We start from the raw sequence: 22524 nt of genomic DNA on the forward strand, positions 1-22524 counted from the left end.
GCCCCGCCCCCCCCCCCCACGCACACCCCCCCGCCCCCCCGCCCCTGTGCCGCCCCTCGCGCCCACGCCGCTGCGCCGCCGCCGGCCACCGCGCCCCGCCCCCTCCACGGGCCGGCACTCCCCCCCCCCCCGCCCCGTAGCCCGCCCCGGGGGCGTGCCCCCGCCCGGGGCGCGGCATACCGGCTGGTCACGCGGGTACGTAGGGGGTAGGTCCGCCCCGGGCCGGTTGGCCACGAACGGGCCGGATACGGAACACTGACGTGTGCCCAGACGTTGACCGATCAGCCAAGATCGCCGGACGAGCAGGAGGACCGGGGCGCCCCGCCCCGCAGTTACATGGACGCCAAGCGCATTCTTCGCACCCCGATGGTGTGGATCCTGCTCCTCATCGGTGCACTGGTCTTCGGCCTGATGTTCTCCAACGCCGGTCCGCCGCGGATCGACACGTCAGCGGCGATGAAGCTGATCACCTCCGGCAAGGTCGAGTCGGCGACGCTGCTCAACAACGAGCAGATGACCCTGCAGCTCAAGGAGCCCTACTCCTCCCCGGACGGCACGGTCAAGGATGCCAAGACCGTCTACGCCTACTACGTCACGGCGCGCGGTGAGCAGGTCGTCGACGCGATCGACAAGGCCGACCTGCCCAAGGGCTACACCGACCAGATCGACCAGCAGAGCTGGCTCGGGTCGATGCTCTACTCGATCCTGCCGATCATCATCATCCTCGGGCTCTTCTGGTTCCTCATGGGCCAGATGCAGGGCGGCGGGTCCCGAGTCATGCAGTTCGGCAAGTCCAAGGCGAAGCTGGCGACCAAGGACATGCCCAAGGTCACCTTCGCCGACGTCGCCGGGGTGGACGAGGCGATCGAGGAGCTGCACGAGATCAAGGAGTTCCTCCAGGAGCCGGCCAAGTTCCTCGCCGTCGGCGCGAAGATCCCCAAGGGCGTGCTGCTCTACGGACCGCCCGGCACCGGCAAGACCCTGCTCGCCCGTGCCGTCGCCGGCGAGGCGGGGGTGCCGTTCTACTCGATCTCCGGCTCGGACTTCGTCGAGATGTTCGTCGGCGTCGGCGCGAGCCGGGTGCGCGACCTGTTCGAGCAGGCCAAGACCAACGCCCCGGCGATCGTCTTCGTCGACGAGATCGACGCCGTCGGCCGGCACCGTGGCGCGGGCCTCGGCGGCGGGCACGACGAGCGCGAGCAGACCCTCAACCAGCTGCTCGTCGAGATGGACGGGTTCGACGTCAAGACCAACGTCATCCTCATCGCGGCGACCAACCGGCCCGACATCCTCGACCCCGCCCTGCTGCGCCCCGGCCGCTTCGACCGGCAGATCGCCGTCGAGGCCCCCGACATGCTCGGGCGGGACCGGATCCTCGAGGTGCACGCCAAGGGCAAGCCGATGGCACCCGACGTCGACCTGCTCGCCGTCGCCCGGCGCACCCCCGGCTTCACCGGCGCCGACCTGGCCAACGTCCTCAACGAGGCGGCCCTGCTGACCGCCCGCGGCGACAAGCGGGTCATCGACAACCTGGCCCTCGACGAGGCGATCGACCGAGTCATCGCCGGGCCGCAGAAGCGCACCCGCATCATGTCGGCCAAGGAGCGCAAGATCACCGCCTACCACGAGGGCGGCCACGCCCTCGTCGCCGCCTCGCTCAACCACACCGACCCGGTCACCAAGATCACCATCCTGCCGCGCGGCCGGGCGCTCGGCTACACGATGGTCATGCCGGTCGACGACAAGTACTCGACGACCCGCAACGAGATCCTCGACCAGCTCTCCTACGCCCTCGGTGGCCGCGTCGCCGAGGAGATCGTCTTCCACGAGCCGACGACCGGCGCGAGCAACGACATCGAGAAGGCGACGGGCATGGCCCGCAAGATGATCACCGAGTTCGGCATGTCCGAGCGGATCGGTGCGATCAAGCTGGGCCAGGGCTCCGGCGAGGTGTTCCTCGGCCGCGACATGGGCCACCAGCGTGACTACTCCGAGGAGATCGCCGGCATCGTCGACGAGGAGATCAAGAAGCTGATCGAGTCGGCGCACGACGAGGCCTACGCGGCCCTCAACCAGAACCGCGACGTCCTCGACCACCTGGTGCTGCAGCTGCTCGAGCGAGAGACCCTGAACCAGGCCGAGCTCGCCCAGGTCTTCCAGAGCGTCGTCAAGCTCCCGGAGCGCCCGACGTGGCTCTCCTCGCAGACCCGCACCCCGAGCCTGATCCCGCCGGTGCTCACGCCGGCCGAGATCGCGGCCAAGCAGAACGGCCACCTGCCCCCGCCCGTCCCGCCGGACCGCCAGATCGAGGCAGAGATCGACCAGGCCGCTGCGGTCGGTGCCCACCCGCTCGCCGAGGAGCACCCGGCGACAGAGGTCGTGGAGGTGCCCGAGGACCGCCCGGTCGACTCCGGCGAGAAGGGCTGAGGTGGCCGTCGACCAGGAGCGGGCCGAGCAGGCGGTCCGCGAGCTGCTCATCGCGGTCGGGGAGGACCCCGACCGCGAAGGTCTGCGGGACACCCCCGCCCGGGTGGCCCGGTCCTACACCGAGATCTTCGCCGGCCTCGACATGGATGCCTCCGGGGTCCTCGACAAGACGTTCAACATCGACCACGAAGAGCTCATCATCGTGCGCGACATCGAGCTGTACTCGACGTGCGAGCACCACCTCGTGCCGTTCCACGGGGTCGCCCACGTCGGCTACATCCCCGACAAGCACGGCCGGGTCACCGGACTGTCGAAGCTCGCCCGGCTCGTCGAGATGTATGCCCGCCGGCCCCAGGTCCAGGAGCGGCTGACCTCCCAGGTCGCCGACGCCCTCGTCGAGCACCTCGGCGTCCAGGGCGTCATCGTCGTCATCCAGGCCGAGCACCTGTGCATGTCGATGCGCGGCATCCGCAAGCCGGGCGCGTCGACGATCACCTCCGCGGTCCGCGGCCAGCTGCGCAACCCCGCCACTCGAGCCGAGGCCATGTCGCTGATGCTCGGGGGCACCAGGTGAGCCCGGGCGCACAGGATGGCCCGATGACCGCGGCCGACCTTCTCGCCGAGCGCGACCGGACCCTGGTCATGGGCGTCGTCAACGTCACGCCCGACTCCTTCTCGGACGGGGGCGAGTGGTTCGAGCCGGACGCCGCGATCACGCACGGCCGCGACGTGTGGGCGGCCGGCGCCGACATCGTCGACATCGGGGGCGAGTCCACCAGGCCGGGTGCCACGCGCCCGTCGTTCGCCGAGGAGCTGCGCCGCGTCCTGCCCGTCGTCGAGGCGCTGGCCGCGACCGGCGCGCTCGTCTGCATCGACACGATGCGCGCGCAGGTGGCCCAAGCCGCCTACGCCGCCGGAGCCACCATGGTCAACGACGTGTCCGGGGGGCACGCCGACCCGGAGATGGTGCCCTTCGTCATCGGCGCCGGGCTGCCCTACGTCGCGATGCACTGGCGCGGCCACAGCGACGACATGTACGCCCGGGCCGTCTACGACGACGTCGTGGCCGAGGTATGCCGTGAGCTGGCCTCCCGCCGCGACGAGCTGCTGGGCGCGGGGCTGGCGCAGGAGGCGCTCGTGCTCGACCCGGGCATCGGCTTCGCGAAGACGGCCGAGCACAACTGGGCGTTGCTCGCGGCGCTGCCCCGGCTGCATGACCTGGGCCAGCCGATCCTGCTCGGCGCCTCCCGCAAGGCCTTCCTCGGTCGCGTGGGCCGCGGCCCCGGCGAGGACCCGCGACCGGCGAGCGAGCGTGACCTCGAGACGGCGGCGACCTCGGTGATGGCCGCGATGGCGGGCCTGTGGTGCGTGCGCGTCCACGACGTCGCCCAGACCGTTCGGGCCCTGGCCGTCGTCGCGGCCGCCTCCGCCCACGCCCCGGTCGAGGAGGTGCCCCGGTGACGGACCAGATCGTGCTGCAAGGCGTCTCGGCTCGCGGCTTCCACGGGGTGCTCGGGGCCGAGAAGCGCGACGGGCAGACCTTCGTTGTCGATGTCACTCTCGAGGTCGACCTGTCGGCCGCCGGACGCAGCGACGACCTCGCTACGACGGTCGACTACGCGAAGGTCGCGGGCGAGATCGTCGGCCGGGTCACCGGGCCGTCGTTCGACCTGATCGAGCGGCTCGCCACGGTCATCGCCGACGACGTCCTGCGCCGCGACCGGGTCGAGGCCGTCGAGGTCGTCGTCCACAAGCCGCAGGCCCCGGTCGGGCACCCGTTCAGCGACGTGCAGGTGCGCCTGTGGCGCGGCGGCGTGCCCGTCGTCGTCGCCCTCGGGTCCAACCTCGGCGACCGCGACGAGACCCTCCGCTCGGCGGTCGAGGCTCTCGCCGACCGGCCCGGCATCCTCGTCGTGGGTGTGTCGCCGGTCGTCGAGACCGACCCGGTCGGCGGCCCGCCGGACCAGCCGCCCTTCCTCAACGCCGTCGCCCTCGTCCGCACCGACCTGCCCCCCGACGCGCTGCTCGCAACGTTGCACGAGATCGAGGCCGAGCACGGCCGCACCCGTGAGGTCCGTTGGGGGGCCAGGACGCTCGACCTCGACCTGATCCAGTACGGCAGCCCGGGCTCGGCCGGCGAGGTGCGCAGCGAGGCACCGGAGCTGACCCTGCCGCACCCGCGCGCCGCCGAACGAGCCTTCGTCCTCCTCCCGTGGGACCTCGCCGACCCGGCGGCCCGGCTGCGCGTCGGGGACGGCGCCGGCGGCATACGACGGGTTGGTGACCTGCTCGCCGGGACGGACCGGTCAGGGGTACGGACCGGACCCGAATGGGGGGACCCATGAGGCCACGCGATGGGCTGCGGGTCACCACCCTGGTCATCGTCGCGCTCGTCGCGGTCATCCTCGGCTGGGTCGGCATGACGTGGTGGGTCTCCAGCGGGCATGGCGTGCCCGAGCCCGGGTGGGTGGGCCTGGTCGTGATGGGCTTCCTAGGCGGCGGCATCCTGGTGGCCGGCTACCAGGTCAAGCAGGTCCGCGAGGGGCGCAGCGTGACGCCGATGAGCCCCATCCGGGCGGCGCGCACGCTCGTGCTCGGCCAGGCTGCTGCGCTCACCGGCGCGGTGCTGACCGGGTGGTACGCCTCGAACGCCCTCATCATCCTGCCGAACATCGACGTCGCCTCGCAGCAGGCCCGGCTGTGGCCGCTGCTGGCGCACCTGGTCGTGGCGATCCTGCTCGCGGTGGCCGGGATGGTCACCCAGTCGATGTGCCGGATCAAACCGCCCAAGCACGAGGACGAGGACGATACGGACCGGTCCGGCGGCGGCCACCGCTGACGAGGGGCCGACCCCGGCGGACCGTCAGCGGCGCGAGGTTGATGTCGGGTGCGTCGGGGTCGGGTGCGGCGGGGTCGGTGCGCTCGTGCCCGAGGGCGTCGGAGCCCTCGCGCCGGTCGGGGCCTGCGGCTCGTCGTCGAGGCTTCGGATCGTCGGGGTCGGCCACGGTGGCGGGATCGTGTCGACGGTGTCCTCGTCGGAGCAGGCGGCCGCGATCGAGACCGCGGCCGTGATGACGAGGACCCCGGTCACGCGCAGGACACCGGCGCGCGAGATGCGAGTCAGCGGCATCCGGGCTCTCATCGGTCGATGTCGCCGACCACGAAGAACATCGAGCCGAGGATCGCGACCATGTCGGAGATGAGCTGCCCCGGCAGCATCTCGGCGAGCACCGAGACGTTGTTGAACGAGGCCGAGCGCAGCTTGAGCCGCCACGGCGTCTTCTCGCCGCGGGAGACGAGGTAGTAGCCGTTGAAGCCGAGCGGGTTCTCCGTCGCGCAGTAGATCTGCCCCTCGGGCACCTTGAGGACCTTGGGCAGCTTGACGTTGATCGGGCCGCGCGGCAGGTCGGCGAGGTGCTCGACGCAGGCGTCGGCGAGGTCGAGGCTGACCCGGGTCTGCTCGAGGAGCACCTCGAGGCGGGCCAGGCAGTCGCCGGCGGTACGCGTGACGACCCGGCCGGGACCGCCCGGGGCGAACAGGTCGGCGTACGCCAGATAGGGCGCGTCACGGCGCAGGTCGAGGTCGAGCCCGCTGGCGCGGGCGATCGGCCCGGACACGCCGTGCGCGAGCACGAGCTCACGCGGCAGGATGCCGACGCCGCGGGTGCGGGCCTCGAGGATCTCGTTGCCGACGATGAGGTGCTCGAGGTCGGGCAGGCGGCGGCGGACGGCGGCGACGGCCTCGGTGACCCGGCCGAGCCAGCCGGCCGGCAGGTCCTGGTAGAGCCCGCCGACCCGGTTGAACATGTAGTGCATCCGCCCGCCGGAGGCCTCCTCCATGACGGCCTGGACCTCCTCGCGCTCGCGGAACGCGTAGAAGACCGGCGTGATCGCGCCGAGCTCGAGTGGGTAGGACCCGAGGAACATCAGGTGGTTGAGCACCCGGTTGAGCTCGGCGAGCAGCGTGCGGGCCCAGACGGCCCGCTCGGGTACCTCCATGCCGAGCAGGTCCTCGGCCGCCATGACGAGGCCGAGCTCGTTGGAGAAGGCCGAGAGCCAGTCGTGCCGGTTCGCCAGGACCGTGATCTGGCGGTAGTCGCGCACCTCGAAGAGCTTCTCGGCGCCGCGGTGCATGTAGCCGATGATCGGCTCGGCGCTCACGATCCGCTCGCCGTCGACGACGATGCGCAGCCGCAGCACGCCGTGCGTCGCCGGGTGCTGCGGGCCGATGTTGAGCACCATGTCCGCGGTCGCGAGCTCGCCCGCACCGATCCCGACGGTCAGCTCCCGCCCCGACGTGGTGGCCTCGGTCATGGGTCGAGCGTAATGCCGGACGCTCGGACAGGCATCGTCCGGGCAACTCACCGAGAAACAGAGCGAGTCGGCGGATGCAACGGTCGAGGTTTGCGGTTGCTCGGGGTGTCGGCGACTGAGCCGGCATGCGCGGTCGGCAACTCACTCGCGCTCGACCGCGTCCGGCGGAGGCTCCGGTGGTCCCTGTGTCGGCTGCGTCCGCCGGTTGCGGCGCACAGCCGGCTCCCGCAGGGTCAGCGAGACGAGCAGCCCGAGCACCGGCAGGACCATGACGATGGCCAGCGAGGTGCGCAGGCTGGTGGCGTCGGCGACCGCCCCGAAGATCGGGTTGAACAGCCCGCCGATGCTGACTGCGAGCCCGACCGTCACCCCACTCGCCGTGCCGATCCGGTTCGGCAGATAGTCCTGGCCGAGCACGACGAAGACGGCGAACGGGATGTAGAGGGCGATCCCGCTCAGGGCGACGAAGACGAAGGCCACCGCGAGGTTTCCGGCCAGCACGATCCCGGCGATCGCCGGACCGGCGAGGACGAACCCGACGCGGATGCTCATCAGGGCGCTCGTGCGGTCGGCGAGCCAGCCACCGGCGAGCGTGCCGAGCGCCCCGGCGACGAGGAAGACAGTCAGGGCCGCCCCACCGACCACGTGCGAGGCGTGCAGACGGGCGATCAGGTAGAGCGCGACGAACGAGGTGATCCCGAAGAAGATGATCGACCGGATCACGACCACGCCCGTGAGCCGGAGGAAGGCCGGCCACTCGTCGGCGACAGCAGGTGACGCGGTCCGTGCCCGTCGCCCGCTCGGGCCGTCGAGGACCGGACCGAGCCGCAGCACGAGGACGACGATCATCACGGCGGCGGGAGCAAGCAGGACCGGGGTGCCGTGCAGCCCCGCCCAGACCAGGACCGGCGTCGTCACGAGCGCACCGAGCGCATAGCCGACGTTGCCGCCGAGCGCGAAGATGCTCATCGCCCGGTTGCTGTCCCCGGACGCCTGCCGTGCAGCCCGTGCCGCGTCGGGGTGGAAGGCCGCGACCCCGAGACCGGACAGGGCGATGACGACCCACGTCAGCGGATACGTCGGCATGAGGCCGGCGAGCGCGACGCCCAGGGCGGCCAGGCCCATGCCCCCCGGGATGAGCCACCGCCGGGGTCGCCGGTCGGTGAGCCAGCCGAAGGCCGGCTGGGCCACCGAGGAGAGGAAGGTCGCGGCGAGCGTCAGGCCGGAGACGGCGGCATACGTGTAGTGACGCTCGGCGACGAGGAAGGGCAGCAGGGCTGGGACGGCGCCCTGGTAGAAGTCGTCGGCCACGTGCGCGGTTGATACGAGGGCCACGCCGCGCCGGTTCACGGCAGCGCCCTAGGCACGCCGGAGGACCGCCACGAGGAAGTCTGAGCCGGCTTGGAAGGGCCGCAGGTCCCAGCCGCCGAGGAGCAACTCGGGTTCGAGCCCGGCAAGGCGCGCATCGGCGAAGAAGTCGTCGAAGTCGTAGCCACGCCCGGCGCCGAAGCCGACGGCGGCCCGGCCCTCCTTGGCCAGGTGGATGCGGAAGCGGCGCAGGACCTCGACGCGGGTGCTCGCGGCGAGGAAGGGCATGACGTTGCCGGCCGCGACGATGGCGTCGAAACCCCCGGACACACCAAGGTCGGACAGGTCGAGCTCGGCGAGGTCACCGACGATCCAGAGCGGACCCGGGTGGTCCTCCTCGGCCGCGGCCACGAGCACGGGGTCGACGTCGACCCCGACCACGTCGTGCCCGGCCTCGGCCAGGTAGCCGCCGACCCGGCCGGAGCCGCAGCCGGCGTCGAGGATCAGGGCATGGCGGGGCACCATGGCGTCGGCGAACCGGGCCTCACCTTGCAGGTCGTGCCCGGCAGCGGCCATGTCCCGGAACCGCTTGACGAACCACGTGGAGTGGCTCGGGTTCGTGGTGACCATCTTGGTCCACTCGCTCGGCTCGGTCATCGCGGCTCCGTTCAGGGTCTCGCTGCGGCCTGGCTGCGACGGCGCGCGACGAGCCAGACACCGGCCACGAGGACCATCACGATGGCAATACCGGCGATGGTGAGCATGACCGGGACGAACTGCGAGCTCTTCGCGGCCGCCTGCTCGGGCGTGTCTCGGCCCGCCACCGGCGCGGGCGCTGCCTCGGTTGCTGTCGATCCGTCGAGGCCCACCGTCGCGTGGAACGAGAAGGTGCCCGAGATCGGGTGGCCGTCGGACGAGGTGACCCGGTAGGTCACCACGTAGTTCCCGGCCGGGGCCTGGGCGCTCAGCGCCTGGGTGAGCACCCGGCCCTCGATCCTCGGCCGGCCCTGGGCGACGTCCCCGGCGGGGCCCTTGACGAGCACCTGTGAGCCGATCGCGAGCGGGTCGTCCGAGAGGGTGATCGAGACGGTTGCAGGCAGCCGGTCGACCGTCGTGCCGTCGGCCGGGTTGGTGGACTCGACGACGTCGTGGGCGCTCGCTGCCGGGGCCTGGGCGAGGGCGAACCCGAGGACGAGCCCGAGAGCGAGCAAGACGACTGGCACGCACCGACGCATGGCCTCAGCGTACGTCCGCGGTCTCCCGCCGCTTCACTGCCCACCAGAAGCCGCCGAAACCGTTCGGGTCGATGAGGCGGGCCTGCGCCGAGAGCCGCTCGAGGGCACGCAGGTAGCCCGCCGGGTCGGCCTGTGCCCGGGTGTGGTCGAGCGGCTGCGCGTCGAGACCGAGGCAGACGAGCAGGTCGCGCTGCCGGTGCACCACGTCGGCGTCGAGGCTGTCCATGGCGACGTGCGCAGTGAGGTCGCAGGTGCCGTCGGGCACGGGGCGGGTCAGGTGGCCGTCACGGTATGCCGCCAGCGTCCCGCCGCTCGGCCGCTGGGCCGCGAGGTGGCCGTAGTCGATCGCGACGAGCAGGCCCGACTCGACCCGGGAGACGAGGTCGGCCCAGGCGGCGTCGCGGGTGCGGCCCACCTCGACCCGGTCGCCGGGGGTTTGGGTCGGCCAGTGCTGCTCGGCCCAGGCGGCGTCGGGGATGCTCAGCGTCGGCCCGAGCTGCTCGGCGCCGGTCGCCGGGTCGACGAGGACCTCGCGCAGCGTCCCGTCGCCGGCGACCTCGGCGAGGGTGCAGGGGACGACGTCGAGCCACTCGTGGGCGATCACGAGGGCGTTCGTGAGGCCGTGCAGGGCGTCCGGCAGGGCCGCGCCCCCGGGTGATCGGAGCCATTCGACGTGTTCGTCGAGCCCGGCCGGTCGGTCCACGACATCGACCCCGACGACCGCGTCCTCCCCTGACCGAACGGACCGTTCGAGGTCGAACGGGTTGGTGGACAGCCCAGTTGGACCCCGAGCGGACCGTCCGCCAGACGATCTGGCTCGATCCACGCGCCAGGCCTGAGGGGTGCGGCCGAGGCTGAAGGCCGAGCCGGCCAGGTGGGTGGCGAGCTCGCCCCGGCCCGCGCCGACGTCGACGATGACCGACGGCGGGCCGTCCGGGACATGCCGGTCCCACAACCGGAGCAGGGCCTCGGCGAGCACCGGTCCCATCGGGCCCTGGGTCGCCGTCGTGAAGTGCGCCGCAGGACCGCCGCGCGTGACGTAGAAGCCGAGCTCGGCGTCATACAGGGCGTGCTGCCAGGCCACCGGCCACGGGACCGCGCTCACGCTGGGACTGTAGCGGTAGCGTGCCGTGATGAGTACTTCGCACGAGCGACCGGCACGTTTCGACATCGGGGTGGTCGGTGCCGGCCGGGTCGGAGCGGTGCTCGGGGCGGCACTCGCACGGGCCGGGCACCGGGTGACGGCGGTGTCGGCGGTGAGCGAGGCGTCGCGGGGGCGAGCGGCCGGTCTGCTGCCCGGGGTGCCGGTCCGGTCGGTGCCAGACGTCATCGAGGGCGCCCACCTGGTCATCCTCGCCGTGCCGGACGACACCCTGCCGGGGCTCGTCACGGGGCTGCACCGGGCCGGGGTTTTCACGCCGGGACAGATCGTCATGCACACCTCGGGGGCGCACGGGATCTCGGTGTTCGAACCGGCCGCGGACAGCGACATCGTCCCGCTCGCGGTGCACCCGGCGATGGCGTTCACCGGCACCGCGATGGACCTCGAGCGCCTGACCGACTGCTGCTTCGCAGTCACGACGATGGACCTCACGCGGCCGCTCGGCGAGGCACTCGTCATCGAGATGGGCGGTGAACCGGTCTGGGTGCCCGAGTCACAGCGACTCGTCTACCACGCGGCCCTGACGCATGTCTCCGACCATCTCGTCACGCTCGTCGCCCAGTCGTTGCAGATGCTGGCGGAGGCCGGCGTCGAGGACCCGGCCCGTATCCTCGAGCCGCTCCTGACCGCTTCGCTGTCGAACGCGCTCCAGCTCGGGGACGGCGCACTGGGTGGGCCGGTGTCACGTGGGGATGCCGAGACGGTGGCCTCGCACGTGGACCTGCTGGCCTCGGAGGCGCCGGACGTGCTGGCGACGTATGTCGCGATGGCCCGGGCGACGGCGCAGCGGGCCGTGCTGTCCGGCCGGCTCGGTGCAGCCACGGCCGAGCCGGTGCTCGAGGCTCTGTCCGACGGCTCCTGAGGGTCGGCAGACCAGTTTCCGCGTCGAGAGGCCAGCGCGCGTGGCGGGCCGGCTGTGCGTGGCGGGCCGGGTGTGCGTGGTTGTGGTCGCCAGGACGACGCCAACCACGCACAACCCCCTCGGGCGGCGGCCGCAGCAGCAAGTGGAGGCGGACTCGGCTCAGGCGGCCGGGTCGGCCAGCGCGCAGCCGTGGCTGCAGGGCCGCGCCTGCCCGGGCCAGCCTCGCTCCCGGAAGATCTGGCCCAGGTCGTCGGCTAGCTCGCAGGGCTCCCCGGCGACGTCGGGCCAGCTTCCGCGAACGGTGAGCAACCCACCCCTCGCCGCCTTGCGGTCCCGTCGCCCATCCTTCTGCCGGCCCGCCCAACCGGAGTGGCCGAGGCGGCCGTCGATCTCGACGATGAGGCGGTAGGCGGCGTAGGCCCGGTCCCGGAAGCGTTGTCCGGGGGCCGGCTCCTGGCTCACGCCGAGGGGGAGGCCGTGCGCTCGCTCGACATCTCGGATGAAGCGGACCTCCGCAGCGCTCTCAGCGCCCTCACCAACGATGCCCAGAGCCTCGGCCACGAGCTGACGATGAGTCTGCAAGGGCCGGGTCCTCAACGCCTGTGCCAGGCTGGCCTCCGTGGCGATCCGCAGCTGGCAGGCCTTCGCCATCAGGGCCACCACGCGGTCGAAGGGGTGTCCGGCCGCCAGGTCGAAGACGGTGTGCTCCGCCGTGGTCCGAGGTGGCCAGGCCTCCGGATGGACCCGGTCATCGAACCTCCGGCTGCGCACGACCGTGATGCCCGGCCGGTCCATCCCGCACCGGCCAAGAGGCACGAGCACCTGCACGTCGCCCTCGACCTCTGGTGTCAGGCCCCAGGCCGTGCCCGCACTCGGGCCGCACAGCGCGCACGGTGTGCCGATCGCCAGCAGCGCCGCGACGACCCGCATCGTCCAGTCGTCGCGCCCGGGTGTGGTCAGGTAGACGCTCCGGTGCACCTGGACCCATCGCCCGGACGAGACCTGCCACCTGATCGCGGCCGGGCTGAGGCCGGCCCGCAGTGCCTGCGTGCGCGTGAGCAGCCCGGACTGGCCCGCGATCCGGGCCCTGAGGAGCCGGTCGGTCGTGCCGTCCAGGCGCGCCGAGCGTGCCGTGGTCATGACCGAAGTCTGCCGGGACAGTGCCGGGAGGCAGGCCTGTCATCCACAGGTCCGACGGTGCGCGGAGGGACGGTGGGTGGTTGTGGTCGTCAGGACGACAAAAACCACGCACACCCCTTGGACTGGGCCGGACCGAGCGACACCGATCCACCCGTCAGTAGCGCCGCCACCACAGGTTGACCGCGTAGTCGACGCCGACCGCATCGGGGTGCTCGGCCAGGATCAGGTCGGCATCGTCAGCGGAGAACTCGATCCCGACGACCGCCTCGAAGTCCTCGCGCGAGTCGAAGTCCCACCGGATGTCGAGGCGCTCGCGCTGCCAGCCGTGCCGAGCCCAGAACCGCTCGACAGCTCGGGCGTCATAGTGCGGCAGCGACCGCCGGAACCACGAGCCGAACGTCGACCGGGTCGCGTCGTTGTCGATGACGAACGCCGTCCCGCCCGGCCGCATGACCCGCTCCAGCTCGGTCAGCCCCGGCTCCGAGCCCGGCCCGAAGAAGTACGACCACCGGGCGTGCGCGACGTCGAACGAGTCGTCCGGCACCCCGATCGAGGCCGCGCCGTCCTCGCGGACCGAGCACGGCGGCATACCCGAAATGCGCTGGCGTGCAAGCAGCGCGAGCGGTGGGTGCGGCTCGACGCCCAGGACCGAGCGCGCTGTCGAGGCGAATATCGGCAGGTGGAACCCGGTGCCGCAGCCGATGTCGAGGACATCGCGTCCCGCCCAGTCGGCGACGCTCCGCATGGCCGCCTCGATGACGTGCGCACGGTCGACGCCGAGGTTCTCGACCTCGTAGACGTCGGGGGTGTCCCAGATGTTCGGGGACGGGATGATCTCGGTCATCGACGTTCGGCCTCCAGCGTCGCGGGGTGGACGAGCAACGGCAGCAGGGCCCGGTTGCCCCGGGCGCGAACGGCCTTGACCGCCGCGAGGTGCGCCTCGGCGCGCAGCACGAGCTCCTCGTAGGCGGCCTGGCCCATCAGCTCGACGAGCTCGGCCGCGCAGCTGCGGTAGACCGGCTCGCGGCCGACGTGCGCCTCTGGGCTGCCGGAGCAGTACCAGTCGAGGTCGTGCCCGCCCGGCCCCCAGCCACGCCGGTCGTACTCGGTGATCGTGATCTCGAGATAGCTTGTCTCGTCGGGCAGTTCGACGGTCCGGTAGGAGCGGCGGGTCGGCAGCTGCCAGCAGACGTCGGGCTTGAGGGTGTGCGGCGGCGCGCCGGTCAGGACGGCGTGCTGGTGCAGGGCGCAGCCGGCGCCGGCCGGGAACCCTGGCCGGTTGAGGAAGATGCACGCACCGTCGACGACGCGGGTCTTGCGGGCGCCGTCCTCCTTCTCCGACCAGTCGTCCTTCGTGCCGGTCGCGGTGCCGAGGTCGTGGTACTGCCACTCGTCGTGGCCGAGCTCGGCGACGACGGCGGCGACGCGCCTGCGGTCGGCCTTGTCGGTGAAGTGTGCCCCGAGCGTGCAGCAGCCGTCGTCGGGCCGATCGGCATAGATGCCGCGGCAGCCGGCCCCGAAGATGCACGTCCAGCTGCTCGTGAGCCACGTCAGGTCGCACCGGAACCGCTGCCTCGCGTCCGCCGGGTCGGTGAACTCCACCCAGACGCGCGGGAGATCGAGCGGTGCTTCGGCCACCGGCACACTGTAAGCCTCGTCCCGGCCCGGCGCGCGTCATGGTCCGTATGCCGCTCAGCCACCCGCGCTGCCCACCTGGCCGGCCGCGCGGGGCAGTGGCACCGCAGGCGCCGCCAACAGGTCGAGCGGGCACCAGCTCCCGTCGAGCGGGCACCATCCACCGGCCATCCTTGTAAGGTCAACCCGTGACCACGGGTACCCGCCGATGAGGCTCGGTGTCGTCGACGTCGGGTCCAACACCGTCAACCTGCTCGTCGTCGACGCGCATGTCGGGGCCCACCCGCTGCCGACCTTCTCGCACAAGATCGAGCTGCAGCTCGCCGAACACCTGACCCCCGAGGGCAACGTGTCGGACGAGACTGCGGGCCGGCTGGTCGGCTTCGTCCGCGAATGCCTGTCCGTCGCCGACGACCAAGGTGTCGAGGACCTGATGGCCTTCGCAACCTCGGCCGTGCGGGACGCCCCGAACGGCGACGACGTCATCGTCCGCGTGACGCAGGAGACGGGTCTGTCGCTGCAGGTGCTCGACGGCACCGACGAGGCCCGCATGACCTACCTCGCGGTCCGGCGCTGGTTCGGCTGGTCGAGCGGACGGCTGCTGGTGATCGACATCGGCGGAGGCTCGCTCGAGGTCTCGACCGGTCTCGACGAGGAGCCGGACGTCGCGCTCAGCCTCCCGCTCGGGGCCGGGCGCCTCCACCGCGAGCACCTCGACGGGGACCCTCCCTCGCAGGATCAGGTCTCAGCCCTGCGCCGCCGCATCCGCGCCGAGCTCGCCCGCGAGATCAGGCCGGTGCTCACCTCGGGCCCGCCCAACCGTCGGGTCGGCACCTCCAAGACGTTCCGGTCGCTGGCCCGGATCGCCGGCGCCGCACCCTCGGCGGAAGGGCCCTTCGTCCCGCGCGCCCTCTCTCGCGCCGACGCTTCCGACATCGTGAACCGGGTCCGGCCGATGAGCGTGGCCGACCGCACGAACCTGCCCGGTGTCTCCCCGGCGCGGGCACCCCAGCTGCTCGCCGGTGCGCTGGTCGCGGAGGCCGCCATGGACCTCCTGTCGGTCGACTGGCTCGAGATCTGCCCGTGGGCCATGCGTGAGGGCCTCATCCTGCGTCGCCTCGACCATCTCGAGACCTGACTGCCGTCCCGTACAGATCACCAAGACCGATGTCCGAGAATGGGCGCATGACGATCCGGGTGGGCCTGTCGACGGCGTCGGTGTACCCCGACAACGCGGCAACCGCCTTCGCGACCGCGGCCCGGCTCGGCTACACGGCGATGGAGGTCATGGTCTGGACCGACCCGGTCACCCAGGAGCCCGGCGCGCTGCGCGCGCTCTCCGAGCTGCACGGCATACCCATCGTCTCCGTGCACGCACCCACGTTGCTGCTGACCCAGCGCATCTGGGGCGCAGACCCGTGGGGCAAGGTCGACCGCTCCATGGAGCTCGCGCTGGAGGTCGGTGCCGATGTCGTGGTGCTGCACCCGCCCTTCCGCTGGCAGCGTGAGTATGCCGCTGAGTTCGTCGAGGGGGTCGCCGACCGTGAGCGCGACTCGGGTCTCAAGCTCGCCGTCGAGAACATGTTCCCGTGGATCACCGCGCGGCGGCAGATGCTCGCCTACCTGCCGCACTGGAACCCGCTCGACCAGCCCTACCGACACGTGACCCTCGACCTGTCGCACGCGGCGACCGCCGGGGTCGACGGCCTGCAGATGGCGCGCGAGCTCGGGCCGCGCTTGGCCCACCTGCACCTGACCGACGGCCTCGAGACGTTCACCGACGACCACCTCGTGCCCGGCCACGGGACGCAGCCGTGCTCCGAGGTGCTCCAGATGCTCGCCGACACCCGCTACACCGGGCACGTCATCGTCGAGGTCGGCACGCGCAAGCTGACCCCGGACGAGCGGGAGATCGACCTCATCGAGGCGCTCACCTTCGCCGAGCTGCACCTCATGCCGTCCCGCGGTGTCGGCCGGATCTGATCCGGTGACGGTGCGTCCCGACGACCACAATCGGCTGCTCGGCAGGACATTGAGCACGTCGGCGGCTCACCACGAGAATCGTGGTCGTCCGGCGAGACGGGCTCAGGCCAGGCCGAGGGCGGCGGCCTCCTCCCACAGCTCGTCGCGCATCGACGGATGAGCCGCAGACTCGATGATGGCCCGGCACTGCTCCCGTTCGTCGTGGCCCCAGAGCGGCGCGATGCCGTACTCGGTCACGACGGCGGACTGCTGGAACGAGGTCACGGGCTCATCGAGCAGCGGCACGATCGTCGACACGTTCGCCTTGGGGTGCCAGGAGCGCAGCGCGATGAAGGACTGGCCGCCGGGGGAGTGCAGCGCCCCGACGATGAAGTCGGTCTGGCCCCCGAAGCCCGAGTAGATCCGCGCGTTGATCCGGGAGGCGTTCGCCTGCCCGAACAGGTCGACCTCGAGCGCGGTGTTCACCGAGGTCATCGCCCGCTGCTGGGCGATCAGCCCGGGATCGTTGGTCTTCTCGGTGCGCAGCATCCGCACGCGGGGGTTCCGGTCGAGCCAGTCGTAGAGGTCTTGCGTCCCGAAGACGAACGACGTGATCAGGGGATGGTCAGGGTCGAGTGCGCCGGCGTCGTCGAGCGCGAGGACGCCGTCGGAGAACATCTCCGTCCAGACGCGGATCCCCTTGCGGGACAACAGCGCCGCCAGGGTCGCGTCGGGCACGCCACCGATCCCGAGCTGCATCGTCGCGCCGTCCTGGATCCGCGAGGCGACGAGCTCGCCGATGGCGCGGCTGTCCTCGTCGGGAGCCACGGGGGAGTGGGTCGTCAGCGGTGCGTCGATCTCGACGGCCAGGTCGACGTGCTCGACGGGGATCTGCGCGTCACCGAAGGTGTACGGCATACGGGGGTTGACGATGGCGACGACAAGGCCCCCGCGGGCCCGGGCAGCCTCGACCGCCGCAGGTAGCACGTTGACCTCGAGCCCGAGGCTGAGCTGTCCACCGATCGGTGGCGCGCAGTGCAGCAGGACGACCTCCGGCGGCAGCGTCCGGCCGAAGAGCAACGGCACCAGCGAGAGCCGCGACGGCACGTAGCGGAGGCGGGGATGGCGCCGCATCCCGGCGCCGACGAAACAGGTCTCGACCGTCACACCGTCGCGATCCGGCAGGCCGGGTGGCCCGTTGAGGGCGTGCAGGACGTAGGACGGGACACACTCGTCCACGACCCGGACGGCTTCCCACGGGATGGACATGTTGCCGCTGACGACGATGCGAGGGTTGGTCGGCAGGGTGCGCAGGCGGCTCTGGAGCTCGGCGACGGTGACGGTCTTCACGGCCCCATCCTCGCCCAGCAGGGCCCGCGTATGTCGCTCAGCTCGCCCGCTTCTTGCCCTTGCTCGCCTTCTTCGCCGGCTTCTCCTTCTGGCCGGCGTCGACCTCGTCCTGCTGGCCACCGCGCTTGGCGGCCTTTGCGGCGTCGACGCTGCGCTGGAGTGCGGCGAGCAGGTCGACGACCTCGGTCTCATCCTCGGCCGCGGCTGCCCGGGCGGTGACCTCGCCACCCTCGATCTTCGACGCGACGAGGGCCTCGACCGCCTCGGCGTAGTCGTCCTCGAACTCGTCCGGCTCGTAGTCCCCCGCGAGCGAGTCGACGAGCGAGGTCGCCATCGCCAGCTCCTTCCTGGTCGCCTGCGTGTCCTCGGTCAGCACGTCGAAGTCAGCGGTGCGGATCTCGTCGGCCCAGAGCAGGGTCTGCAGCACGATGACCCCCTCGCGGACCCGGAGCACGGCGAGGGTCATCCGGGTGCGGATCGCGACGGTGACCAGCGCCATCCGGTCGGCCTTCTCGAGCGCGTCCCGCAGCAGGACGTAGGGCTTGAGCGAGCTCTTGTCGGGCTCGAGGAAGTAGGACCGGTCGAACAGGAGCGGGTCGATCTGCTCCGAGGGGACGAACTTCTCGATCGAGATCTCCTTGGAGGAGCGCGAGGGCAGACTCCTCATCTCCTCGTCGCTGAGGATCACCATCTGCCCGTCGGACGTCTCGTACCCCTTGGCGATGTCGGCGTAGGCCACCTCCTCGCCGTCGATCGAGCAGACCCGCTGGTAGCGGATGCGTCCGCCGTCCTTCTCGTGGACCTGGCGGAACTGGACGTCATGGTTCTCGGTGGCCGAGTAGAGCCGCACGGGCACGTTGACGAGGCCGAACGACACGGCGCCCTTCCAGATGGCTCGCATGGGTACCAGAATGCCACCCATGCGCCCCATGCTGGCCTCGTCGACGACTCTGGTGCCCCGGGGCGAAGGCTGGGTCCACGAGGTCAAGTGGGACGGGATGCGGGTGCTCGCCGATGTCTCCGAGGGGCGGCTGCGGCTGTTGAGCCGGACCGAGCGTGACGTGACCGTCGCGTTCCCGGAGCTGGGCGGGCTCGCCGACGAGTACCCGGACCTGCTGCTGGACGGTGAGGTGGTCGTCCTCGACGCAGGAGTGCCGAGCTTCGGCGCCATGGCCGAGCGGTTCCACGTCGCCGACGCGCGACGAGCCCGCCACCTCGCGCAGAGCAGACCGGCGACCTACATGGTCTTCGACCTGCTGCGTCTCTACGGCGTCGACCTGACCCACCGGCCCTGGTCGGAGCGACGCGCGACGCTCGAGCGGCTCGAGCTGGGCGGCCCCCGGTGGCAGACCCCGCCGGTCTTCACCGATGGTGAGGCGCTGCTCGTCGCGACGCGTGAGCAGGGCCTCGAGGGCGTTGTCAGCAAACGCGTCGAGTCGATCTACCGTCCGGGGGTGCGCAGCCCGGACTGGCTCAAGCTGCCGCATCGGGTGACGACATCGGTCGTCATCGGCGGGTGGCGCCCCGAGTCGACCTCACCTGGCGGCAACCGGATGGGGGCGGTGCTGGTCGGGGTGCCCGGGGCGGACGGGCTCCACTTCCTCGGCCGGGTCGGTGCCGGGCTGGCGGGCCGAGCCGGGTCGGTTCTCCTGAAGAGCCTGCGCCCACTCGAGACCCAGACGTCGCCCTTCGCCGAGCAGGTGCCCGCCGAGGATGCCGTGGGCGCGGTCTGGGTGCGGCCGGTCCGGGTCGCCGATGTGGAGGCGCTCGGGCTGAGCTCGGGTGGCCGCCTGCGGCAGCCGTCGTGGAAGGGTCTGCGCGGCGACCTCGCCCCCGATGACCTCGGCAGTGGCAGTGGCGGTGGCAGTGGCGGTGGCAGTGCCGAGGACCCGAACGAGGAGGACCGTTGACGTGGCCACTGCGGAGGGCCCGCGGGTCGTCACCGTCGTCGAGGGGCGTCGGCTACGTCTGAGCAGCCTCGACAAGGTGATGTACCCGTCGACCGGCACCACGAAGGCAGAGGTCATCGACTACTACGCGCGGATTGCTCCGGTGATCCTGCCACACCTCGCCGGTCGGCCGGTGACCCGCGTGCGTTTCCCGCATGGTATGTCGGGTTCCGGGTTCTTCGAGAAGAACGTCCCCGCCGGGGTGCCGGACTGGGTGCGTCGGGTGGGTGGGGATCCGGTATTCCCGCTCATCGACGACCTTGCCGGGCTCACCTTCTTTGCCAACCTCAACTCACTCGAGCTGCACGTCCCCCAATGGCGCATTTCCGGCGCCGGCACTCAGGCGGTCGCCCGCAATCCCGATCGGCTGGTCGTCGATCTCGACCCGGGCCCCGGTGTCGACCTGCGAGAATGTGCCACCGTAGCCGTCATCGTGCGGGACCGGTTGACCGGGATCGGCTTGACCCCATTTCCGGTCACGAGTGGCAGCAAAGGGATGCAGGTGTATGCATCCGTGCCGGGCGCGCACAGCAGCGACCAGATCCGCGACACCGTCCAGCAGCTGGCCCGCGAGCTGACCATCGATCACCCGGATCTTGTGGTATGGAAGATGGCCAAGGAATTGCGACCAGGAAAGGTATTCCTGGACTGGAGCCAGAACGTCGCGGCGAAGACGACGGTGTGCCCGTACTCGATGCGCGGCCGGGACGAGCCGACGGTGGCTGCGCCACGGGAGTGGGACGAGGTGGAGCGGGGAGCAACCGGGGAGCCGTTCAGGCAGTTGCGAATCGAGGAGGTTCTCGATCGGGTCTCCCGCCATGGCGACCCAGCCGCCGGGTTGGTCTCCGGATAGGCGAAGGGCCCGGGAAGCCGGGCCCTTCGGCAGCGGGGGGCGTCGCTTGGGCGCCGCTGGGGTCAGTGCGCCTTGTCGTACGCGTTCTGGATCTCGGCCGAGATGCGGCCCCGGTCGGAGACCGTATAGCCACTCGCTCGGGCCCATTCGCGAACCGCGCTGACGTCATTGCGCCGGGATGCGCGGCGGCCACCCGTTCGTTTGGTGCCACCGGTCCGCCGGGCGTGTCCCGCCCATGTCGCCAAGGCGTCCCGGAGCTTTCGTGCGTTTGCATCGGACAGGTCGATCTCGTAGGTGACACCATCCAGACCGAAGGTCACCGTCTCTGCGGCATCGCCGCCGTCGAGATCGTCGACCAGGATGACTTCGACTCGCTGTGCCATGTTTCTCCAAACAGTTCGTCAATCGAGGGGTCAACCGGTTGTGCCGCCGGTTGACACCAAAGTAACAGGAGAATTGGGTGAATGGAGAATTGCGGGCAGGAAACACGCCGGACCGGTGGGTACGCGATGGGTACGCGGGGGGAGATTCGGGCAACTCGTGGACGGAGCGGAGATACCCAGGAGAGCGATGGGATAGTGAGCGTTCGGACCGAACCCGGGCCGCGGCGCCGAGCGATATCCGCGCGCTATCCGCGGCCCTTCGGTTCCGAACCGGTTGACGTCGGCCGGCGTTCGGCCTCCCATTTCGCCTGGGCGATCCGCTCGCGACGGTCGCTCTCGAGGATCGCCTTCATGACGAAGTAGAAGAGCGTGGCCAGCCCGATGGTGGGCACCAACGCCAAGATGTAGGGGACGGCGGCTTGCATGACACCTATCGTCGCACGAGTGGCCGTGTCACCGGTCGCCCCTAGCGTTTCGGCCATGGCGAGGAGAAGTGACAGGTGGTCGGCCGGCTTTCGCTGCACGGAGTGCGGGTGGCGCACCGTCAAGTGGGTCGGGCGGTGCGGCGAGTGCCAGGCGTGGGGCAGCGTCGCGGAGCAGGGAGCACCAACGGCAACTCGCACGGCCGTCTCGCGAGCGAGCGACCCGGCCCGGCCGATCGCCGAGGTCGACATGAGCCATGCCGTCGCGTATCCGACGGGAGTGGGGGAGTTCGACCGTGTTCTGGGCGGTGGGCTAGTGCCGGGCGGCGTGGTCCTGGTCGCCGGTGAGCCCGGTGTCGGCAAGTCGACGTTGCTGCTCGACGTCGCGGCGCGCACGGCCCGCACGGGCCAGACCGTGCTCTACGTCAGCGGCGAGGAGTCGGCTGCTCAGGTCCGCGGCCGCGCCGAGCGGATCGGTGCTCTGGCCGACCGGCTCCTGCTCGCGTCGGAGACCGACCTCGGCACCCTCGTCGGACAGGTCGACCACGCCAGACCCGCCCTGCTCGTGGTCGACTCGGTGCAGGCCGTCGCGAGTGCCGACGTCGACGGGCAGGCTGGAGGCGTCAGCCAGGTCCGTGAGGTCGCGGGCACCCTGATCCAGCTGGCCAAGTCCCGCGGGATCGCGGTGCTGCTCGTCGGGCACGTCACGAAGGACGGGTCGGTCGCCGGGCCGCGCGTCCTCGAGCACCTCGTCGACGCGGTCGTCCAGTTCGAGGGCGACCGGCACTCCCGCCTCCGGCTCGTGCGAGCGGTGAAGAACCGGTTCGGTGCCACCGACGAGGTGGGCTGCTTCGAGCTGCGCGACTCGGGCATCGCCTCACTGCCCGACCCGAGCGGGCTGTTCCTCAGCCAGGCCGGTGATGCCGTGCCGGGCACCTGCGTCACCGTCGCGATGGAGGGCCGGCGCCCCATCGTGACCGAGGTCCAGGCGCTCGTCACCGGCTCCACGCTGCCCTCACCCCGACGTACGACGAGCGGCCTCGACTCCTCGCGGCTCGCGATGATCCTCGCCGTCCTCGAGAAGCGGTCCGGCCTGGCCGCCGGCACGCGGGACGTCTTCGCCGCGACGGTCGGCGGCATGCGCACCACCGAGCCGGCCGCCGACCTCGCGGTCCTGCTCGCGCTCGCGTCGTCCGCGATGGACCAGCCCCTCGCTCGCGACGCCGTGGCGCTCGGCGAAGTGGGGCTGGCCGGAGAGATCCGCCGGGTGCCCGCCCTCGGCCCACGCCTCGGCGAGGCCGCCCGGCTCGGCTTCCGCTACGCCCTCGTCCCGCAGGGACAGCTCGACGTCGCGCCCCCCGCCGAGCTGTCCCCCGTCGAGGTCGCGGACGTTCGCGAAGCGGTCGAGGCGATGGGTCGACTGTGCGGCCCGCGCGCCACGACGGCGGTCAGCAGCGCGACCGCCTAGAATGCGACTCGTCCGGATGCGTCCGGGGTCAGACGGATCCGATGAACGGGGAAC

General features: G+C 71.5%; 24 protein-coding genes. 11 read left to right on the forward strand and 13 right to left on the reverse strand.

The window, feature by feature from the left end:
• The first annotated feature begins 336 nt into the window (after positions 1-336).
• The 5 genes from ftsH to L0H79_RS06735 are packed head-to-tail and all read left to right on the forward strand — an operon-like array spanning position 337 to position 5266.
• Positions 337-2427: an ATP-dependent zinc metalloprotease FtsH gene (gene ftsH / locus L0H79_RS06715; protein ID WP_301483810.1), complete on the forward strand. Its 2091-nt coding sequence runs from the start codon at positions 337-339 to the stop codon at positions 2425-2427.
• Between the two features lies 1 nt (position 2428).
• Complete coding sequence (gene folE / locus L0H79_RS06720) at positions 2429-3001, forward strand: GTP cyclohydrolase I FolE (RefSeq protein ID WP_301483812.1); 573 nt, start codon at positions 2429-2431, stop codon at positions 2999-3001.
• 23 nt (positions 3002-3024) lie between these two features.
• Entirely contained in the window at positions 3025-3888 is an 864-nt protein-coding gene (gene folP, locus L0H79_RS06725; protein ID WP_301483813.1) for a dihydropteroate synthase, read from the forward strand.
• The gene (gene folK, locus L0H79_RS06730) at positions 3885-4772 is read left to right on the forward strand and encodes a 2-amino-4-hydroxy-6-hydroxymethyldihydropteridine diphosphokinase (protein WP_301483814.1); all 888 of its coding nucleotides are present in this window, start codon (positions 3885-3887) and stop codon (positions 4770-4772) included. The genes folP and folK overlap by 4 nt, the downstream gene beginning before the upstream one ends.
• Positions 4769-5266 carry a DUF3180 domain-containing protein gene (locus L0H79_RS06735; protein ID WP_301483815.1) on the forward strand — a complete coding sequence of 166 codons (498 nt, stop codon included), beginning with the start codon at positions 4769-4771 and terminating at the stop codon, positions 5264-5266. The genes folK and L0H79_RS06735 overlap by 4 nt, the downstream gene beginning before the upstream one ends.
• 24 nt (positions 5267-5290) lie before the next feature.
• On the opposite strand, the gene L0H79_RS06740 is transcribed toward L0H79_RS06735, so the two are convergent.
• The 6 genes from L0H79_RS06740 to L0H79_RS06765 all read right to left on the reverse strand — a co-directional run bounded on the left by L0H79_RS06740 (position 5291) and on the right by L0H79_RS06765 (position 10389).
• Complete coding sequence (locus tag L0H79_RS06740) at positions 5291-5557, reverse strand: hypothetical protein (RefSeq protein ID WP_301483816.1); 267 nt, start codon at positions 5555-5557, stop codon at positions 5291-5293.
• 8 nt (positions 5558-5565) lie between these two features.
• Positions 5566-6741 (reverse strand): NADH-quinone oxidoreductase subunit D, encoded by a 1176-nt coding sequence (locus tag L0H79_RS06745; RefSeq protein ID WP_301483817.1) that lies wholly within the window; start codon positions 6739-6741, stop codon positions 5566-5568.
• 141 nt (positions 6742-6882) lie between these two features.
• Positions 6883-8091, reverse strand: a complete 1209-nt coding sequence (locus L0H79_RS06750) for an MFS transporter (protein ID WP_301483818.1) — start codon at positions 8089-8091, stop codon at positions 6883-6885.
• 9 nt (positions 8092-8100) lie between these two features.
• Positions 8101-8706 carry a methyltransferase domain-containing protein gene (locus L0H79_RS06755; protein WP_301483819.1) on the reverse strand — a complete coding sequence of 202 codons (606 nt, stop codon included), beginning with the start codon at positions 8704-8706 and terminating at the stop codon, positions 8101-8103.
• 11 nt (positions 8707-8717) lie between these two features.
• Entirely contained in the window at positions 8718-9284 is a 567-nt protein-coding gene (locus L0H79_RS06760) for a copper resistance CopC family protein (protein WP_301483820.1), read from the reverse strand.
• A gap of 4 nt (positions 9285-9288) precedes the next feature.
• Positions 9289-10389 carry an SAM-dependent methyltransferase gene (locus L0H79_RS06765; RefSeq protein ID WP_301483821.1) on the reverse strand — a complete coding sequence of 367 codons (1101 nt, stop codon included), beginning with the start codon at positions 10387-10389 and terminating at the stop codon, positions 9289-9291.
• A 28-nt stretch (positions 10390-10417) separates the two neighbouring features.
• Here L0H79_RS06765 and L0H79_RS06770 point away from each other — a divergent pair, with 28 nt between their 5' ends.
• A complete protein-coding gene (locus L0H79_RS06770; protein ID WP_301483822.1) occupies positions 10418-11308 on the forward strand; it encodes a Rossmann-like and DUF2520 domain-containing protein in 891 nt (296 codons plus the stop codon).
• Positions 11309-11467: 159 nt separating this feature from the next.
• Here the strand turns inward: L0H79_RS06770 and L0H79_RS06775 are convergent, their stop codons facing one another.
• From L0H79_RS06775 to L0H79_RS06785, 3 genes are all read right to left on the reverse strand, one after another.
• Positions 11468-12448, reverse strand: a complete 981-nt coding sequence (locus tag L0H79_RS06775; protein WP_301483823.1) for a type IV toxin-antitoxin system AbiEi family antitoxin domain-containing protein — start codon at positions 12446-12448, stop codon at positions 11468-11470.
• 154 nt (positions 12449-12602) lie between these two features.
• The gene (locus L0H79_RS06780; RefSeq protein WP_301483824.1) at positions 12603-13292 is read right to left on the reverse strand and encodes a class I SAM-dependent methyltransferase; all 690 of its coding nucleotides are present in this window, start codon (positions 13290-13292) and stop codon (positions 12603-12605) included.
• Positions 13289-14086, reverse strand: coding sequence for a hypothetical protein (locus tag L0H79_RS06785; RefSeq protein WP_301483825.1), 798 nt, complete (start codon positions 14084-14086; stop codon positions 13289-13291). Before L0H79_RS06785 ends, L0H79_RS06780 begins: the two co-directional genes overlap by 4 nt.
• Before the next feature lie 205 nt (positions 14087-14291).
• Here L0H79_RS06785 and L0H79_RS06790 point away from each other — a divergent pair, with 205 nt between their 5' ends.
• Entirely contained in the window at positions 14292-15221 is a 930-nt protein-coding gene (locus L0H79_RS06790) for a Ppx/GppA phosphatase family protein (protein ID WP_301483826.1), read from the forward strand.
• A gap of 47 nt (positions 15222-15268) precedes the next feature.
• Entirely contained in the window at positions 15269-16066 is a 798-nt protein-coding gene (locus L0H79_RS06795; protein ID WP_301483827.1) for a sugar phosphate isomerase/epimerase, read from the forward strand.
• 102 nt (positions 16067-16168) lie between these two features.
• Here L0H79_RS06795 and L0H79_RS06800 read toward each other — a convergent pair whose 3' ends face one another.
• Both L0H79_RS06800 and L0H79_RS06805 read right to left on the reverse strand, forming a co-directional pair.
• A complete protein-coding gene (locus L0H79_RS06800) occupies positions 16169-17395 on the reverse strand; it encodes an acetyl-CoA hydrolase/transferase family protein (RefSeq protein ID WP_301483828.1) in 1227 nt (408 codons plus the stop codon).
• 37 nt (positions 17396-17432) lie between these two features.
• Entirely contained in the window at positions 17433-18296 is an 864-nt protein-coding gene (locus tag L0H79_RS06805) for a Ku protein (protein ID WP_301483829.1), read from the reverse strand.
• A gap of 19 nt (positions 18297-18315) precedes the next feature.
• Here L0H79_RS06805 and ligD (L0H79_RS06810) point away from each other — a divergent pair, with 19 nt between their 5' ends.
• A complete protein-coding gene (gene ligD / locus L0H79_RS06810) occupies positions 18316-19305 on the forward strand; it encodes a non-homologous end-joining DNA ligase (protein ID WP_301483830.1) in 990 nt (329 codons plus the stop codon).
• A 1-nt stretch (position 19306) separates the two neighbouring features.
• On the forward strand, positions 19307-20197 hold the full coding sequence (ligD, locus tag L0H79_RS06815) for a non-homologous end-joining DNA ligase (protein ID WP_301483831.1): 891 nt from the start codon (positions 19307-19309) through the stop codon (positions 20195-20197).
• A 62-nt stretch (positions 20198-20259) separates the two neighbouring features.
• Here ligD (L0H79_RS06815) and L0H79_RS06820 read toward each other — a convergent pair whose 3' ends face one another.
• Positions 20260-20580, reverse strand: coding sequence for an Lsr2 family protein (locus tag L0H79_RS06820; RefSeq protein ID WP_301483832.1), 321 nt, complete (start codon positions 20578-20580; stop codon positions 20260-20262).
• Positions 20581-20825: 245 nt separating this feature from the next.
• Complete coding sequence (locus L0H79_RS06825; protein WP_301483833.1) at positions 20826-21005, reverse strand: hypothetical protein; 180 nt, start codon at positions 21003-21005, stop codon at positions 20826-20828.
• Between the two features lie 55 nt (positions 21006-21060).
• Between L0H79_RS06825 and radA the strand changes: the two genes are divergently transcribed.
• Positions 21061-22470: a DNA repair protein RadA gene (radA, locus tag L0H79_RS06830; RefSeq protein ID WP_301483834.1), complete on the forward strand. Its 1410-nt coding sequence runs from the start codon at positions 21061-21063 to the stop codon at positions 22468-22470.
• Positions 22471-22524 lie beyond the last annotated feature (54 nt).

The organism is Intrasporangium sp. (genome assembly GCF_030452765.1).
Classification (GTDB): domain Bacteria; phylum Actinomycetota; class Actinomycetes; order Actinomycetales; family Dermatophilaceae; genus Intrasporangium_A.

What these genes read in the sequence shown, in the direction of transcription:
- ftsH (WP_301483810.1), top strand. Translation starts at nt 337, where the DNA reads ATGGACGCCAAGCGCATTCTTCGCACCCCGATGGTGTGGATCCTGCTC.
- folP (WP_301483813.1), top strand. Translation starts at nt 3,025, where the DNA reads ATGACCGCGGCCGACCTTCTCGCCGAGCGCGACCGGACCCTGGTCATG.
- L0H79_RS06735 (WP_301483815.1), top strand. Translation starts at nt 4,769, where the DNA reads ATGAGGCCACGCGATGGGCTGCGGGTCACCACCCTGGTCATCGTCGCG.
- L0H79_RS06740 (WP_301483816.1), bottom strand. Translation starts at nt 5,557, where the DNA reads ATGCCGCTGACTCGCATCTCGCGCGCCGGTGTCCTGCGCGTGACCGGG.
- L0H79_RS06745 (WP_301483817.1), bottom strand. Translation starts at nt 6,741, where the DNA reads ATGACCGAGGCCACCACGTCGGGGCGGGAGCTGACCGTCGGGATCGGT.
- L0H79_RS06755 (WP_301483819.1), bottom strand. Translation starts at nt 8,706, where the DNA reads ATGACCGAGCCGAGCGAGTGGACCAAGATGGTCACCACGAACCCGAGC.
- L0H79_RS06760 (WP_301483820.1), bottom strand. Translation starts at nt 9,284, where the DNA reads ATGCGTCGGTGCGTGCCAGTCGTCTTGCTCGCTCTCGGGCTCGTCCTC.
- L0H79_RS06770 (WP_301483822.1), top strand. Translation starts at nt 10,418, where the DNA reads ATGAGTACTTCGCACGAGCGACCGGCACGTTTCGACATCGGGGTGGTC.
- L0H79_RS06775 (WP_301483823.1), bottom strand. Translation starts at nt 12,448, where the DNA reads ATGACCACGGCACGCTCGGCGCGCCTGGACGGCACGACCGACCGGCTC.
- L0H79_RS06780 (WP_301483824.1), bottom strand. Translation starts at nt 13,292, where the DNA reads ATGACCGAGATCATCCCGTCCCCGAACATCTGGGACACCCCCGACGTC.
- L0H79_RS06790 (WP_301483826.1), top strand. Translation starts at nt 14,292, where the DNA reads ATGAGGCTCGGTGTCGTCGACGTCGGGTCCAACACCGTCAACCTGCTC.
- L0H79_RS06795 (WP_301483827.1), top strand. Translation starts at nt 15,269, where the DNA reads ATGACGATCCGGGTGGGCCTGTCGACGGCGTCGGTGTACCCCGACAAC.
- L0H79_RS06805 (WP_301483829.1), bottom strand. Translation starts at nt 18,296, where the DNA reads ATGCGAGCCATCTGGAAGGGCGCCGTGTCGTTCGGCCTCGTCAACGTG.
- ligD (WP_301483830.1), top strand. Translation starts at nt 18,316, where the DNA reads ATGCGCCCCATGCTGGCCTCGTCGACGACTCTGGTGCCCCGGGGCGAA.
- L0H79_RS06820 (WP_301483832.1), bottom strand. Translation starts at nt 20,580, where the DNA reads ATGGCACAGCGAGTCGAAGTCATCCTGGTCGACGATCTCGACGGCGGC.
- L0H79_RS06825 (WP_301483833.1), bottom strand. Translation starts at nt 21,005, where the DNA reads ATGCAAGCCGCCGTCCCCTACATCTTGGCGTTGGTGCCCACCATCGGG.
- radA (WP_301483834.1), top strand. Translation starts at nt 21,061, where the DNA reads ATGGCGAGGAGAAGTGACAGGTGGTCGGCCGGCTTTCGCTGCACGGAG.